The 15,429-nt window shown below is 72.1% G+C and carries 12 protein-coding genes and 2 pseudogenes; 13 read left to right on the top strand and 1 reads right to left on the bottom strand.

The features are described 5' to 3' along the window. Positions 1–180 precede the first annotated feature (180 nt). From ssd to BM536_RS33590, 7 genes and pseudogenes are all read left to right on the top strand, one after another. Entirely contained in the window at positions 181–1,293 is a 1,113-nt protein-coding gene (ssd, locus tag BM536_RS33620) for a septum site-determining protein Ssd (RefSeq protein WP_094103854.1), read from the top strand. Next, positions 1,290–2,485, top strand: a pseudogene (locus tag BM536_RS33615) (TadA family conjugal transfer-associated ATPase). The gene ssd and the pseudogene BM536_RS33615 overlap by 4 nt, the downstream one beginning before the upstream one ends. A 32-nt stretch (positions 2,486–2,517) precedes the next feature. Further along, positions 2,518–3,363, top strand: a pseudogene (locus tag BM536_RS33610) (type II secretion system F family protein). A gap of 55 nt (positions 3,364–3,418) precedes the next feature. Then, the gene (locus BM536_RS33605; RefSeq protein WP_073492695.1) at positions 3,419–4,204 is read left to right on the top strand and encodes a type II secretion system F family protein; all 786 of its coding nucleotides are present in this window, start codon (positions 3,419–3,421) and stop codon (positions 4,202–4,204) included. Between the two features lie 226 nt (positions 4,205–4,430). Continuing rightward, positions 4,431–4,646 (top strand): DUF4244 domain-containing protein, encoded by a 216-nt coding sequence (locus tag BM536_RS33600; RefSeq protein ID WP_073492706.1) that lies wholly within the window; start codon positions 4,431–4,433, stop codon positions 4,644–4,646. Positions 4,647–4,680: 34 nt separating this feature from the next. Continuing rightward, positions 4,681–5,049: a TadE family type IV pilus minor pilin gene (locus BM536_RS33595; protein ID WP_342748858.1), complete on the top strand. Its 369-nt coding sequence runs from the start codon at positions 4,681–4,683 to the stop codon at positions 5,047–5,049. 80 nt (positions 5,050–5,129) lie between these two features. Beyond that, positions 5,130–5,582: an Rv3654c family TadE-like protein gene (locus BM536_RS33590; RefSeq protein ID WP_245873904.1), complete on the top strand. Its 453-nt coding sequence runs from the start codon at positions 5,130–5,132 to the stop codon at positions 5,580–5,582. Positions 5,583–5,976: 394 nt separating this feature from the next. Here the strand turns inward: BM536_RS33590 and BM536_RS33585 are convergent, their stop codons facing one another. After that, the gene (locus BM536_RS33585) at positions 5,977–8,496 is read right to left on the bottom strand and encodes a DEAD/DEAH box helicase (protein ID WP_094103852.1); all 2,520 of its coding nucleotides are present in this window, start codon (positions 8,494–8,496) and stop codon (positions 5,977–5,979) included. An 81-nt stretch (positions 8,497–8,577) separates the two neighbouring features. Between BM536_RS33585 and bldG the strand changes: the two genes are divergently transcribed. The 6 genes from bldG to BM536_RS33555 all read left to right on the top strand — a co-directional run bounded on the left by bldG (position 8,578) and on the right by BM536_RS33555 (position 15,251). After that, positions 8,578–8,919: an anti-sigma factor antagonist BldG gene (gene bldG, locus BM536_RS33580; RefSeq protein WP_009189842.1), complete on the top strand. Its 342-nt coding sequence runs from the start codon at positions 8,578–8,580 to the stop codon at positions 8,917–8,919. A 108-nt stretch (positions 8,920–9,027) separates the two neighbouring features. Beyond that, on the top strand, positions 9,028–9,459 hold the full coding sequence (locus tag BM536_RS33575; protein ID WP_073495251.1) for an ATP-binding protein: 432 nt from the start codon (positions 9,028–9,030) through the stop codon (positions 9,457–9,459). 329 nt (positions 9,460–9,788) lie between these two features. Continuing rightward, a complete protein-coding gene (locus tag BM536_RS33570; RefSeq protein WP_073495248.1) occupies positions 9,789–12,194 on the top strand; it encodes a sodium-translocating pyrophosphatase in 2,406 nt (801 codons plus the stop codon). Positions 12,195–12,387: 193 nt separating this feature from the next. Next, positions 12,388–12,987, top strand: coding sequence for a small secreted protein (locus tag BM536_RS33565; protein ID WP_073495245.1), 600 nt, complete (start codon positions 12,388–12,390; stop codon positions 12,985–12,987). 28 nt (positions 12,988–13,015) lie between these two features. Next, positions 13,016–14,533, top strand: a complete 1,518-nt coding sequence (locus BM536_RS33560) for a DUF7059 domain-containing protein (protein ID WP_094103851.1) — start codon at positions 13,016–13,018, stop codon at positions 14,531–14,533. 520 nt (positions 14,534–15,053) lie between these two features. Continuing rightward, positions 15,054–15,251, top strand: coding sequence for a hypothetical protein (locus BM536_RS33555; protein ID WP_073495239.1), 198 nt, complete (start codon positions 15,054–15,056; stop codon positions 15,249–15,251). Positions 15,252–15,429: the final 178 nt, after the last annotated feature.

Raw genomic sequence — 15,429 nt, 5'->3', positions numbered from 1 at the left:
TCCCGGTTCGCCGCACCGTGATTCCCACACGTTCGCTCGTGCCGAGTTCAGGACCGGTTCCGTTTGCCGGTCGCCCGAGCCGGTTTTCGTCGGACGTTCATATGGAGGCCGGATGCCGGTTCTTCACACGTAAGGGAATCGCGGGGCCGCAGAGGACTGCGTGCCACGCGGCGAAGGGGGATGGAAGCCGTGACCGGAGCCGTCACACACGACCCGCCGCCCGCCGCCGGAGGGCGGCAGGGCAGGCCATTGATCGTCACCGAGGACGCGGCACTCCTCGACGACCTGCTGCGGCTGTGCGCCGCCGCCGGTGCCACACCAGAGGTGCACCACTCGGTGCCCGAGCAGCGGGGCGGCTGGGAGTCAGCGCCGCTCGTCCTGGTCGGCGACGATGCCGCCCGGCGCGTGCGCGGTGCCGCCCGCCGCCGCGGAGTGGTCCTCGTCGGGCGTGACCAGGACGACTCGGGGGTCTGGCGCAGGGCCGTCGAAATCGGCGCCGACCATGTCCTGGTGCTGCCCGACGGCGAGCAGTGGCTCGTCGACCGGATCGCCGACGTCGCCGAGGGTGTCGGGCGGCCCGCCCTCACCGTCGGAGTCGTCGGCGGGCGGGGCGGGGCCGGAGCGTCCACGCTCGCGTGCGCCCTCGCCGTCACCTCCGCGCGGGAGGGACTGCGCACCCTCCTCGTGGACGCGGATCCCCTGGGCGGCGGACTCGACGTACTCCTCGGCGGCGAGACCGCCGAAGGCCTGCGATGGCCGGCGTTCGCCGCCTCCCGCGGACGCGTCGGCGGCGGCGCCCTGGAGGAGTCGCTGCCCGAGCTGCATCAACTGCGGGTGCTCAGCTGGGACCGCGGCGACTGCGTCACCATCCCGCCGCAGGCCGTACGGGCGGTGCTCGCCGCGGCCCGGCGCCGCGGGGGCACCGTGGTCGTCGACCTTCCGCGCCGCATCGATGACGGCATCGCCGAGGTCCTCGCCCAACTCGACGTCGGGCTCCTGGTGGTCCCCGCCGAACTGCGCGCCGTCGCCGCGGCCGGACGAGTGGCCTCCGCCGTCGGCATGGTCCTGCGAGACCTGAGGGCGGCGGTTCGCGGCCCGTACGCGCCGGGACTCGACGACCGTGAGGTGGCCCGCCTGCTCGGGCTGCCCCTGGCCGGCGAGGTGCCCGTCGAGTCGAGCCTGTTGCGCCCGGACGGCGGCAAAGCACCGCCCGGCGCGTCAGCGCGCGGACCGCTCGCCCGCTTCTGCAACGAGTTCTGGGAGCGGTCCCTGACCGAGGCGGGCACCGCATGAGCACCGTGCCCCGGCTCGACCGGCCGCGAGGCTCCGGCGCACTCCTCGACGGCGTACGGCAGTGGCTCGCCGAGAGCGGAGCCGAACCGACACCGGCGCGTGTGGCACAGGCGCTGCGGGAACAGGGACGGGTTCTCGGGGACGCGGAGGTCCTCGGAGCGGCCGCACAGCTGCGCTCCGAGCTGGTCGGCAGCGGCCCGCTGGAGCCGTTGCTCGCCGACCCGTCGGTGACCGACGTACTGGTGTCGGCCCCCGACCGGGTGTGGGTCGACCGGGGCGGCGGCCTGGAGCTGACCGCCGTCTCCTTCCCGGACGCGGCAGCCGTACGGCGCCTCGCGCAGCGACTGGCCGCGGTGGCCGGCCGACGCCTGGACGACGCCCGGCCCTGGGCCGATGCCCGGCTGCCCGACGGAACCAGGCTGCACGCGGTGCTGCCCCCGGTGGCCGTCGGCTGCACCTGCCTGTCGCTGCGCGTGGTACGGCCGCGGGCGTTCACCCTCGACGAACTCGTGGCCGCGGGCACCGTGCCGCCGGGCGGGGACCAGGTGCTGCGAGAGCTGCTGCGGGCCCGCTTGTCGTTCCTGGTCAGCGGGGGCACCGGCAGCGGTAAGACAACCCTGCTCAGCGCACTTCTGGGGCTGGTCGGGTCGGGGGAGCGGATCGTGCTGGCGGAGGACTCGGCGGAGCTGCGGCCGGACCACCCGCACGTCGTCCGGCTGGAGACCAGGCCCGCCAACCAGGAGGGCGCCGGCCTGGTCACGCTCGAGGATCTCGTGCGGCAGGCGCTGAGGATGCGACCGGACCGGCTGGTCGTGGGCGAGGTGCGCGGGCCCGAGGTCGTCCACCTGCTGGCCGCGCTCAACACCGGCCACGAAGGCGGGTGCGGGACCGTCCACGCCAACGCCGCGGCCGACGTCCCCGCCCGGCTGGAAGCGCTCGGCACGGCGGCCGGGCTCGACCGGGCCGCTCTGCACAGCCAGTTGGCCGCCGCGCTGTCCGTGGTGCTGCACCTCGTGCGCGACCGGCCGGGCGGCGGCGGATCGCCGAGGTGCATGTGCTGGAGCGGGACCCCGCGGGGCTCGTGCGGACCGTGCCGGCGCTGCGGTGGCAGGCGGACGCGTTCGCGTACGAGCGCGGCTGGAAGCGACTGAGGGAGCTGCTGCGAAACGAGAGGACAGGTTCATGGGCGTGACCGGCGTGACCGGCGTGATGGGTGACGTGCCGATGGGAGCTGCCGTTGCCTGTGTCGGGGTGGCGGTCCTGCTGTGGGGCGGACCGTATTCGGCGGCCCGGCGGGCGCAGTTGTTGCTGGCCGGAGGCGGAGTGGTCGGCAGCGGGCCCCCGTCGTGGGAGGACGTGGCGCACGAGTTGCGGCGCGTGCGTGGACGGTGGCGGCCCGAGTGGTGGTCACCCGTCGTCGGACTGGTCGTGGGCGTGTTGGGCGGTTCGGTCCTGCCGGTCGTCGCGGGGGCGGCCGGAGTACCCCTGCTGCGCCGGATGAGGCGGGACCGCTCGGCGCGGCGGGCGGCGAGCGCCGGGCTGACGCGGTGATCGCACTGTGCGCGGCGCTCGCCGGGGAGGTGCGTTCGGGAAGGCAACCCGGTGAGGCGCTCCAGTGCGCCGCACGCGACGCGGGAGGGCTCGGCGAGGCCCAGGCGGCCGTGTTGGCGGCTGCCCGGTTCGGCGGGGACGTACCTGGCGCGCTGGTGGGTGCGGCACGACAACCGGGGGACCGGCGGCCTGTTGGGGCTCGCGGCGTGCTGGCGGGTGGCCGTGGACCAGGGTGCGGGGCTGGCGGCCGGACTGGACCGCCTCGAAGGGGCCCTGCGCGCCGAGCGAGACCAACGAGCTGATTTGCAAGCGCAGTTGGCGGGAGCGCGCTCCACGGCGGTGATGCTCGCCGGTCTGCCGGTCCTCGGGCTCCTCCTGGGCACCGCACTCGGCGCGGACCCCCTGCACGTCCTGCTGCACACCGGGGCCGGCCTGGGCTGCCTGCTCGTCGGCGGGGTGCTGGAAGGGCTGGGGATGTGGTGGGCGCTGCGGATCGTACGAGGCGCGGAGGGCGTCTGAGGGGCGGGTCGACCGGGTGAGGCGGTGCAGGACGGATGAGGGAGCGGGAGGCGGGATGAGTACGGAAGTTGTCCACAGGCTGGGGGTGGCCATGGGGATCGTGGTGGCCCTGGGATGGGTGGTGCGGCTGCTGGACACCGTGCGGCGTCGGCGCCGCGTGAGGCAGCGGCTCGCCGAGGTGCTCGTCCGGCCGGCGAGGACGGAGATCTCACGGCCGCGGGCGCGGGAGGTCCTGCGGCGGTGGCTGCCGGAGGTGGCGGTGGTGTGCGCCGGGTTGACGGTCGGTGGTGGGGGCGTCGGTCTCGTCCTGGGGCTGGCCGGGGTGGCGGTGCTGTGGTGGTGGCGTCGTAGACAGCAGGCGACGGACTCGATGAGTGAGGCCGAAGCACGGGCCGCGGCCCGGCAGCTTCCGCTCGCGGCCGACCTGCTGGCCGCGTGCATCGCGGCGGGCGCTGGACCGGTGATCGCGGCGCAGGCCGTGGGCGAGGCGCTGGACGGTCCGGTCGGAAAAGCCTTGGCGCGGGGCGCGGCCGAGGTGCGGCTGGGTGGTGAACCCTCCGACGCCTGGCGGATGTTGGCCTCGGCGCCGGGGGCGGACGCGCTGGCCCGTCTGCTGGAGCGGGCCGATGTGTCCGGTCTCCCGGCGGCGGTGCCGGTCGCCCGGATCGCGGCCGACGCCCGCGCCGACTGGGCCCGCGCCGGCACGGCTCGGGCAAGACGGGCGGCCGTGCTGGTCGCCGCACCGGTGGGGCTGTGTTTCCTGCCCGCCTTCATCGCGGTGGGCATCGTGCCCGTCGTGATCGGCCTGGCGGGTGGGGTGCTGGGAGGAGGTGGGCCGTGAGGGGTGTCTGACAGTCAGCCGGGTCGGGGTCGGTCAGCCGGTCAAGCGTGCGGTGCCGGCAGTTCCCTCCATTCCGACAGCTACGGCAGGCAAACAGGCAAGCAGTCAGCCAGGCGGTCAAGCAGGTCAAGCAGGTCAAGCAGGTCAAGCAGTCAAACAGGTCAAGCAGTTCGGCTGGTCAGCAGGACCGGTACGGGCGATGGGATCGAGAAACACGGGGGTCGACATGAGCAAGGCGGTACGAGCGAGGCTGCGTTTCCTGGTGTGCCGGGTGCGTGTGCGTGCGGCGCGGAGGGACGCGGGGATGGTGACGTCCGAGTACGCGATGGGAATCGTCGCGGCGGTGGCGTTCGCCGTGGCCCTCTACCAGGTCGTGACGAGCGGGGCGGTCGCGGCGGAATTGCAGGGCATCGTGAAGCGGGCGCTCAGTGCGGGGACGTGAGCGGCTCCGGGCGCGAGGCGCGGACCGGGGGTTCGTGACGGCGGAGGCGGCCGTGGCGCTGCCGGTGCTGGTGGCGTTCGCGATGGCGCTGGTGTGGGGGTTGCTGGTCATGACCGCCCAGATCCAGTGCGTGGACGCGGCCAGGGCCGGCGCCAGGGCCGCCGCCCGGCAGGACCCGGCCGACGCGGTGGTGGAGGTGACTCGGGCGACGGCACCGCGTGGGGCGCGGGTGACGGTCACCAGGGAGGGCGAGCAGGTCCGGGTGGTGGTCGTGGCGAAGCCGCCGATGTTGCGGGGGCTGCCGTTCGAGGTACGGGAGGAGGCCGTGGCGGCGGCGGAGGACGCGCGGGGCACGGAGGACGGTGGCGGCGGGGCCGTGGCTGGATGGGGGACGGGGTCATGAGGGAGCGTGGGAGAGGTTTGGCGCGGCGCCTCGGGGCGGGCCGGGGTGCAGCCGGCCTCAGCCGTTGGAGAGACGGTCTCGTGGGCCGGAGCCGGGGTCAGGCCGACCGGGGGTCCGCGACCGTCTGGACCCTCGCAGTGATCGCCGTGCTGTGTGTGGTCTTCGGCGCTGCGCTCGCCCTCGGACAGGCGGTCCTTGCCCGGCACCGCGCAGCCGGTGGCGCTGACCTCGCGGCACTGGCTGCCGCGGACCACTGGATGGACGGCACCGAGGCCGCCTGCGCCCGCGCGGACCGGCTGGCTCGGGCACAGGGTGCGCGACTGGTGCGGTGCGTAATCCTGGGAGAGGTGTCGGACGTCACCGCGGCGGCGGGGCGGGGGCCGTTCACGGTGGAGGTGAGGGCGCGGGCGGGACCTGCGGGGCCGGTGACACCGGTGGTGTCGGGCGCACCGGAGGCGTCGGGCGCACCGGAGGCGTCGGACGCACCGGTGATATCGGACGCACCGGAGGCGGTCCCGGAGGGAGGAGGCTGACCGGGGGGCTGCTCCGTCAACCGCGGTCCAGGCCGGCACCTCCCGGCGACGTGGCCGCCTCCCGGCCGACCAGCGGCTGGCAGCGCCCTTCCCCGTCCGGGGTGTTCCCCGGCGTCGACCACCTCACCAGGATCCCGGAAGCGGCTCCCGCCCCTGCCCCGCCACCGACCCGGGGCCCTCGGCCCACCGGCGGGCCCCGCCGCCCGCCCCCGACTCCCGACCCTCGGCCCTGGCCCTGGCCCTGGCCCTCGACCCACCCGCAGGGGGCGGCATCCCTGCAAGCCGCCCGTCACGTCCCTCAGCGCCCCTCAGATCCTCTCCGGGCCCCGGAGACCCCCTCCCGTCCCGAACCCACTCCCGCGCCCCGCAGCCCTTTCCACGCGCCTCCAGGCCCCTACTCCACCCGCTTGCCCAACTCCCCTGCGTCTTCCGCCCCGGAGTCCGCCGCCCGGCCGTCGTCGTCCCCCTTGGGCGCTCCCCGCAGCAGCTCGGTCAGGAGTCTGATCGCGCCTCTCTTGTGCAAGGGGTCGTTGCCGTTGCCGCACTTCGGGGACTGGATGCAGGACGGGCAGCCGGCCTCGCACTCGCAGGAGGCGATGGCCTGGCGGGTGGCGGTCAGCCAGGAGCGGGCCGTGTGGAAGGCCCGTTCCGCGAAGCCCGCGCCGCCGGGATGACCGTCGTAGACGAAGACCGTGGGGAGCAGGGTGTCGGGGTGCAGGGGGATCGAGACGCCGCCGATGTCCCAGCGGTCGCAGGTCGCGAAGAGGGGAAGCATGCCGATGGACGCGTGCTCGGCGGCGTGCAGGGCTCCGCCGAGGATCTCGGGGTTGATGCGGGCGGCGTCCAGCTGGTCCTCGGTGACCGTCCACCACACGGCACGGGTGCGCAGCGTACGAGGAGGGAGGTCGAGCTTCGACTCGCCCAGTACTTCACCGGTGATGAGACGTCGACGCAGGAAGGAGACCACCTGGTTGGTGACTTCGACGGATCCGTAGCACAACCGGCCCTCGCCCCAGGGGATTTCGACGTCCGTCTCCAGGACGGAGATCGCCGTCGTGTCGCGGGCGACCGTCGAGTACGGCGGGCCGGCCTCCTCGACCAGGGCGACCGAGTCGTCCAGGTCCAGCGACCGCACCAGGTAGGTGCGGCCCTGGTGCAGGTGGACCGCTCCCTCGTGGACGGTCGAGTGGGCGGCGCCCTCGTCGACCGTGCCGAGCAGGCGGCCCGTGCCGGACTCGACGATCTGGACCGGCCGGCCGCCCCCGCCGCGGATGTCGGTGAGGTCCGCGGCCCGCTCGCGGCGGGTCCAGTGCCAGGCCTTGGTGCGGCGGCGCAGCAGCTTCGCGGCCTCCAGCTGGGGCAGCAGGGCCTCGGTCTCGGGACCGAACAGCGCCAGGTCGTCCTCGGTGAGCGGAAGTTCGGCGGCGGCCGCGCACAGGTGCGGGGCGAGGACGTAGGGGTTGTCGGGGTCGAGGACGGTCGATTCCACCGGGCGGTCGAACAGGGCCTCCGGGTGGTGGACGAGGAAGGTGTCCAGCGGGTCGTCACGGGCGACCAGCACGGCCAGCGCGCCCTGTCCTGACCGGCCCGCCCGTCCCGCCTGCTGCCACAGGGAGGCGCGGGTGCCCGGGTATCCAGCGATGAGGACGGCGTCCAGGCCGGAGACGTCAATGCCGAGTTCGAGGGCGGTGGTGGCGGCCAGGCCGAGGAGTTCACCGGAGTGCAGGGCCTGTTCGAGGGCGCGGCGTTCCTCGGGGAGGTAGCCGCCGCGATAGGCCGCGACACGCCGGGCCAGCGAGCGGTCGATCTCGCCAAGGCGCTCCTGGGCGATGAGGGAGATCAGCTCGGCGCCGCGCCGGGAGCGGACGAAGGCGACCGTGCGGACGCCCTGGACGGCGAGGTCGGTGAGAAGGTCGGCGGTCTCGGCGGTGGCGGTGCGCCGGACGGGAGCGCCCTTCTCGCCCTTCATCTCGGTGAGCGGGGGTTCCCAGAGGGCGAACACCAGTTCACCGCGGGGTGAGGCGTCGTCGGCCACCTCGATCACCGGGAGGCCGGTGAGGCGGCCGGCGGCCACCGAGGGCTCGGCGGCCGTCGCCGAGGCCAGCAGGAAGACGGGGGAGGCGCCGTAGCGGGCGCACAGGCGGCGCAGGCGACGCAGCACCTGGGCCACGTGGGAGCCGAACACGCCGCGGTAGGTGTGGCACTCGTCGATGACGACGTACTTGAGGGATTTCAGGAAGGAGGACCAGCGGGGGTGGGACGGGAGGATGCCGCGGTGCAGCATGTCGGGATTGGTGAGGACGTAGTTGGCGTACTGCCGGATCCACTCGCGTTCCTCGACCGGGGTGTCGCCGTCGTACACGGCGGGGCGCACCGCGGTGCCCAGCGGTTGTGAAAGTTCCTTCACGGATCGGCACTGGTCCGCCGCCAGCGCCTTGGTGGGCGCGAGGTAGAGCGCGGTGGCGCCGCGGCCGTTCGGGGCCTGTGAGCCGTCCAGGAGGGCCGAGAGGACCGGCACCAGGTACGCCAGCGACTTGCCGGAGGCGGTGCCGGTCGCGACGACCACCGACTCGCCGTCCAGGGCGTGCTCGGCAGCGGCGGCCTGGTGCGCCCAGGGGTGCTCGATGCCGCAGGCCTGCACGGCCGCGATGACCTCCGGACGAATCCGGTCAGGCCAGACGGCATGGCGGCCCGCGCGCGGGGGCACATGCTCCGTATGAGTGATGCGCGACGCCCGGCTCGGTCCCGGGGCGAGCCGGTCCAGGATCTGGCCCGGCGACAGGCGGGACGCGGGCTGTGCCGAGGGTCGATCGGATCGGTGATTCTTGGCCATCGGCACCGAGTGTGTCACTGGCGTGACGGACAATGGAGCCAAGGCGTCGTGCACGCCTGCCGGTAAGTGATTGAATGCCATCGCGGCTGGCGTACCGTCCCGGGGGCTCCTGCCCAGGTGTTCCGAGGGACGACCGCTCGATAGCAAGGTGCTGGAGGATCCGTGGACCTGTCCCTGTCGACCCGTACCGTCGGCGATCGTACGGTCGTCGAGGTCGGTGGCGAAATCGACGTATATACCGCGCCCAAGTTGCGCGAGCAGCTGGTCGAGCTGGTGAATGACGGCAATTTTCACCTTGTCGTCGATATGGAGGGCGTGGATTTCCTCGACTCCACCGGGCTCGGCGTGCTGGTCGGTGGCTTGAAGCGGGTGCGTGCCCATGAGGGCTCGCTGCGCCTGGTCTGCAACCAGGAGCGCATTCTGAAGATCTTCCGCATCACCGGTCTGACCAAGGTGTTCCCGATTCACACCTCGGTCGACGAAGCGGTCGCGGCCACCGACTGACCACTCCGTCCGGGCCCTTGTGGCCCGGAGGCCCAGTTGAACTCCGGGGTACCGGGCTGTCGGCAGCCCGGCCCCCCGACAGCACGCCCGTAGTTCCGAGGGGGATGCATGGCCACCGTTGAACTCCGCTTCAGCGCGCTGCCCGAGCACGTCAGGACCGCCCGACTGGTGGCGGCGGCGGTGGCGCGCAGGTCCGGAGTGGACGAGGCCGTTCTCGACGAGGTCAGGCTCGCCGTGGGTGAGGCCTGTACTCGTGCCGTCGGACTCCATCAGAGCGGTGGCATCACCGCCCCGGTGAAGGTTTCGCTCATCGAGGAGGAGAAGCAGTTCTCCATCGAGGTGGGGGACGAGGCCCCGCGGATCGCGCCCGGTGACCGGGCGCCGGGTTCCGGTGACATCGACGTGGACGCCGAGGAGGACGAGATGGGCCTCGCGGTCATCAGCGGCCTCGTCGACGACATGGAGGTCACCGCCGGCGAGCATGGCGGGCTGATTCGTATGACGTGGCCGACCACCCCGCCGGCCACGGCGCTCGGCTGACGCCGACACGCCGCGTCCCGCCCGGCCGGGCAGACATGTACCCGAAGGGCCCCACTCCGGTGGGGCCCTTCGGCGTGTGCGCAGTGACGACGGCGCGCTTACAGTGGTCCCAGGAAGTGAATCTTGAAGAAGTGAATCCTGTCGCGCGGGGAAGTGAATCTTGCCGCGAATTTCGTGAATTCGTTCACGAACGACAATGCCTTGGGGGCATTACCGTGGCGGATTTGCGTGCGAAGGCGAATTCCGTTTGCCGCCCACTGTTTTGATCAGGTTCCGGTACCTACAATCCGTCCACATCTTGAGCTCAGCCCAAGCGTCAAGGAGGACGAATGGCGGGGCTTTCTACCCCTCATCGGTTGGACCACTCCTCAACCTTCGCGGCCGCGGTGTTGACCGACGGCAACCGGCTCCTCGTGGTGGTCATCGGGGTCGTCGCGCTGGCCGCGCTCGTGGTCGCGGGCGTGCTGCTGCGCCAGGTGCTCGCGGCGGACGAGGGCACCGACAGCATGAAGAAGATCGCGGCGGCGATCCAGGAGGGTGCCAACGCGTATCTGACCCGGCAGTTGCGCACCCTCGGCGTATTCGCCGTCCTGGTGTTCTTCCTGCTCATGCTGCTGCCCGCGGACGACTGGAATCAACGCGCCGGGCGATCGATCTTCTTCCTGGTCGGCGCGGCGTTCTCGGCGGGCACCGGCTATATCGGCATGTGGCTCGCCGTGCGCAGTAACGTGCGTGTCGCCGCGGCGGCCCGGGAAGCGACTCCGGCGGAAGGCGAACCGGAAAAGGATCTCACCGCCGTTTCGCACAAGGCGATGAAGATCGCATTTCGCACGGGCGGCGTGGTCGGCATGTTCACGGTGGGGCTCGGTCTTCTCGGCGCCTCCTGCGTGGTGCTGGTGTACGCGGCCGACGCGCCGAAGGTCCTGGAGGGCTTCGGTCTCGGCGCGGCGCTCATCGCCATGTTCATGAGGGTCGGCGGCGGCATCTTCACCAAGGCCGCCGACGTCGGCGCCGATCTGGTCGGCAAGGTCGAGAAGGGGATTCCGGAGGACGATCCGCGCAACGCCGCGACCATCGCCGACAACGTGGGCGACAACGTCGGCGACTGCGCGGGCATGGCGGCGGACCTCTTCGAGTCGTACGCCGTCACGCTGGTCGCCGCGCTGATCCTCGGCAAGGTGGCCTTCGGTGACGCCGGACTCGCGTTCCCGCTGCTCGTGCCCGCGATCGGTGTGATCACGGCGATGATCGGCATCTTCGCGGTCGCGCCGCGTCAGTCCGACCGCAGTGGCATGTCCGCGATCAACCGGGGCTTCTTCATCTCCGCGGTGGTCTCGATCGTGCTGGTCGCCGTGGCCGTGTTCGTCTATCTCCCCGGGAAGTACGCCGACCTCGACGGCGTCACCGACGCGGCGATCCAGGGCAAGAGCGGCGACCCGCGCGTCCTCGCCCTCGTCGCGGTGGTGATCGGCATCCTCCTGGCAGCCGTCATCCAGCAGCTCACCGGCTACTTCACCGAGACAACGCGCCGCCCGGTGCGCGACATCGGCAAGTCCTCGCTGACCGGCCCGGCCACCGTCGTCCTCGCCGGAATCTCCGTCGGCCTCGAATCGGCCGTCTACACCGCCCTGTTGATCGGCCTGGGTGTGTACGGGGCGTTCCTGCTCGGCGGTACGTCGATCATGCTGGCACTGTTCGCGGTGGCCCTGGCCGGCACCGGCCTGCTCACCACGGTCGGCGTGATCGTCGCGATGGACACCTTCGGGCCCGTCTCCGACAACGCGCAGGGCATCGCCGAGATGTCCGGCGACGTGCAGGGCGCGGGCGCGCAGGTGCTCACCGACCTGGACGCCGTCGGCAACACCACCAAAGCCATCACCAAGGGCATCGCCATCGCCACGGCCGTGCTGGCGGCGGCGGCGCTCTTCGGGTCGTACCGCGACGCCATCACCACCGGCGCGCGGGACGTCGGCGAGGAACTCTCCGGGGACGGCGCGCCGATGACCCTGATGATGGACATCTCGCAGCCCAACAACCTGGTCGGCCTGATCGCGGGCGCGGCGGTCGTCTTCCTCTTCTCGGGACTGGCGATCAACGCGGTGTCGCGATCTGCGGGGTCCGTGGTCTACGAGGTGCGGCGGCAGTTCCGGGAGAAGCCCGGGATCATGAACTACACCGAGACGCCGGAGTACGGCAAGGTCGTCGACATCTGCACCAGGGACGCTCTGCGGGAACTCGCCACGCCCGGACTGCTCGCGGTGCTGGCCCCGGTCTTCGTCGGGTTCACGCTCGGCGTCGGCGCGCTCGGCGCGTTCCTCGCGGGCGCGATCGGCTCGGGCACGCTGATGGCCGTGTTCCTCGCCAACTCCGGCGGTGCCTGGGACAACGCCAAGAAGCTCGTCGAGGACGGCCACCACGGCGGGAAGGGCAGCGAGGCCCACGCGGCGACCGTCATCGGCGACACCGTCGGCGACCCGTTCAAGGACACCGCGGGACCCGCGATCAACCCGCTGCTGAAGGTCATGAACCTGGTGGCACTGCTCATCGCCCCCGCGGTGATCAATTTCAGCTACGGCGACGACAAGAACCTCGGCGTACGGATAACGATCGCGGTCCTCGCGCTCGCGGTGATCGTCGGCGCGGTCTACGTCTCCAAGCGGCGCGGCATCGCCATGGGCGACGAGGACGACGCCGACGAGTCGGCCAAGTCGGTCGATCCGGCGGTGGTTTCGTAGGGCAGGGTCGGACCCGCAGCTCAAAGGGCGGGCGGACGGCGCGTGTTGTCGCGTCGGCCGCCCGCCCTGCTGTGGGTGCGCCATGGCCGTGAGCCTTCTCTCTCTTGGTTCAAAGCGCAACAAATATGAAGGAAACGGATATCAAGTCTGGGGTTGTCACCTGGTCGGCGTGTATGTTCCGGGGCCGAGAGCCATGGAAGGGGCCAAACCGGTGAACAAGAAGCTCGCGGCCGCACTGTCCGGCGGTGCGGTACTCGTGGTGGCGCTGTCGGGATGCAGCGAGGAGAAGGACAACAAGGAACTGGACGCCTGGGCCAAGCAGGTCTGCGAGACGGTCCCCGCCCAGCAGGCGAAGATCGTCGCCGCCTACGACGCGCTGGCGAAGGTCGCCAAGAACGGCGCGCCGGAGGACCTCCAGAAGACCGACTCCCAGGCCTTCCAGGACCTGTCCGACGGCTTCAAGGGGCGTGCGACCGCCCTCAAGAACGCCGGTGCCCCTCCGGGCGTCGAAGGCAGCGCGAAGAAGCAGCAGGACGCCGTCCAGAAGCTCACGGTCCTGTCCGAGTCCTACGCCGATCTGAAGAAGCAGGTCGACGCGCTCGACACGAAGGACCAGGGGAAGTTCGCCACCGGGCTGGATGAGGTCTCCAAGGAGATGAAGGACGTCTCCGAGCAGTACAAGGGCGCGGTCGCCGCACTGCAGAGCCTGGAGCAGGGCGAGGTCAAGCAGGCCGTGGCCAAGCAGGCCGGCTGCAAGAAGGCCGCCGCGTCCGCGTCGGCCACCGACAGCTGAGCCGGCCGCCGCGGGACACAATGGGGGCGTGAGTAACGCCACCCGGTCCCCCTTGCCCTCCGTCGACCACCCGGACGTCGCCGCCAGGCTGCGCGAGGCCCTGCTCGCGGCCTCCTTCACCGCCGACGGCCTCCTCGACCTGCTCGGCGCCCCCGCGTACGCGGCCCTCGCGCGCAGCGAGACCGTGCCCGCGCTGCGCGCGACCCGCGGGGACACGCCGCTGGAGACGCTCGTGCGTCTCTTCCTGCTCCAACAGCCGGTGCCGTACGCGCGCGTGCAGGAGGTACTGCCCGTGCACGCGTGCGTGGAGACCGGTTGGCTGACCCGCGCCGGCGCGGACGACATCGCTGCCACCGTGGACGTCCGGCCCTTCGGCGGGCCGGACGGCGAGGACTGGTTCATCGTGTCCGACCTGGGCTGCGCCGTCGGCGGGGCCGGCGGTATCGGCAGCAGCGCCGAGGGCGTCGTCCTGGGCGTCGGCGGGGCGTCCACGACGCTCGCCGGAATCACCGTCCGTACGCCCGTCTCCGCAGCGCTGGATCTCGGCACCGGCTCCGGGATCCAGGCGCTGCACGCCGCCCGGCACGCCACGCGCGTGACGGCTACGGACCTCAACCCGCGCGCGCTGCACATCACCGCGCTCACCCTGGCCCTGTCCGGCGCGCCCGCCGCGGATCTGCGCGAGGGCTCGCTGTTCGAACCGGTCCGGGACGACGAGACGTTCGACCTGATCGTGTCCAACCCGCCGTTCGTCATCTCGCCCCGCGCGCGGCTGACGTACCGCGACGGCGGGATGGGCGGGGACGATCTGTGCCGCTCGCTCGTTCAAGGGGCGGGGGAACGGCTGAACGTGGGCGGGTTCGCGCAGTTCCTCGCCAACTGGCAGCACGTGGAGGGGGAGGACTGGCAGGACCGACTCAGGTCGTGGGTGCCGCGCGGCTGCGACGCGTGGATCGTGCAGCGCGAGGTGCAGGACATCACGCAGTACGCCGAGCTGTGGCTGAGGGACGCCGGTGACCACCAGGGCGACCCGGCCGAGTACCGCGCGCGCTACGACGCGTGGCTCGACGAGTTCGAGGCGCGCAAGGTGAAGGCCGTCGGCTTCGGCTGGATCACCCTGCGCAGGACCGCGTCCGACGAGCCCACCATCACCCTGGAGGAGTGGCCGCACCCCGTCGAGCAGCCGCTCGGTGCCACGGTCAGGGCCCACTTCGAGCGTGTCGACTATCTCCGCGGGCATGACGACGCGGCCCTCCTCGCGGCGCACTTCAGGCTTGCCGCGGAGGTCGTGCAGGAACAGGTCGGACTGCCCGGCGCCGAGGACCCGGAGCACGTGGTGCTGCGCCAGAACCGCGGCATGCGCCGAGCGACCAAGGTGGACTCCATCGGGGCGGGGTTCGCCGGCGTGTGCGACGGCTCGCTGAGCGCGGGCCGGATCCTGGACGCCATCGCGCAGCTCGTCGGCGAGGACCCGGTCCTGCTGCGCGACCGTACGCCCGCGCAGATCCGGTTGCTGGTGGAGCAGGGGTTCCTGGAGCCGGCCTGAGGGCGAAACAGGCCAACATCCTTCTCCTGCCGATCCTTCGCCCCGGCACGACGGCCGCAATCCGCCCTCTCGGATTGCGGAAAGGTCCACGGAGAAGGCCGGGAGAGAAGGCCGGGAGAAGACCCGGAGAGAGGGCCGAGAGAGAAGGCCCGGAGAACAGGCTTGCAAGAAGGCTGTGAGAGAAGAACGACAGGGAAGAACGGCGTCACAGGAACGACCGAGATCCGCGGCATCGCATTCGACGTGTTGCGGGCGCTCACCCCGTTCCGGATGTGGCGCCGCCCGCTTCGCCGGACGACGAGGGCCGCGCGCGGGCCAGGTGTGAGGCCCGTCCCATTTGCCGCTGGTGCCGCAGGGCGGCGCCCGCCGGACGCTCCCGGCCCCGGTACCCGCCGTCGGTGACCCGCCGCCCCCGCCCGTGGGCCCGGCGTTCACCTCGGGTTCGTCCGGACGCTGCCCGTGCGTGCCAGTCTCCGGGCGACGGGACACGCGCGGGTGCAGAAAAGGGGCGCGGGCGATCATGGAGAGCGGACCGGCGATCTTCACCGGAATGGTGTTCGCGCTGTTCGGGGGCGGCCTGCTGGTGTGGACCGCGGTGCGTGTACGGCAGCGGCAGCCCGTCGCCCATGGTGTGAGCCCTGTCGCATCGGCGACCGTCGCGACCCTCGTCGCGGTCGTCGCGCTGGCCGGCGGCGCGTGGTGCCTCACCCGCCTCTGAACGCTTCCGGGGATCTTGCCCCGATCCCTTGCGAGAACTGCGCGGGGGATCGGGGCGGATAATTGACAGGCGCCGCTCCGGTCAGGCCGGAAAGAGCCGGTGGACACTCCGGGCGGCAGGAATGGCGGGAGTCGGGTTACCGTTCGAGTGGCCGTTGCGGGCTTTTCCCGTTTGACAC

Source organism: Streptomyces phaeoluteigriseus, assembly GCF_001896135.2.
GTDB lineage: Bacteria > Actinomycetota > Actinomycetes > Streptomycetales > Streptomycetaceae > Streptomyces > Streptomyces phaeoluteigriseus.
The sequence above is the reverse complement of the archived record's forward strand: the minus strand, read 5'-3'. Positions and strand labels throughout refer to the sequence as shown.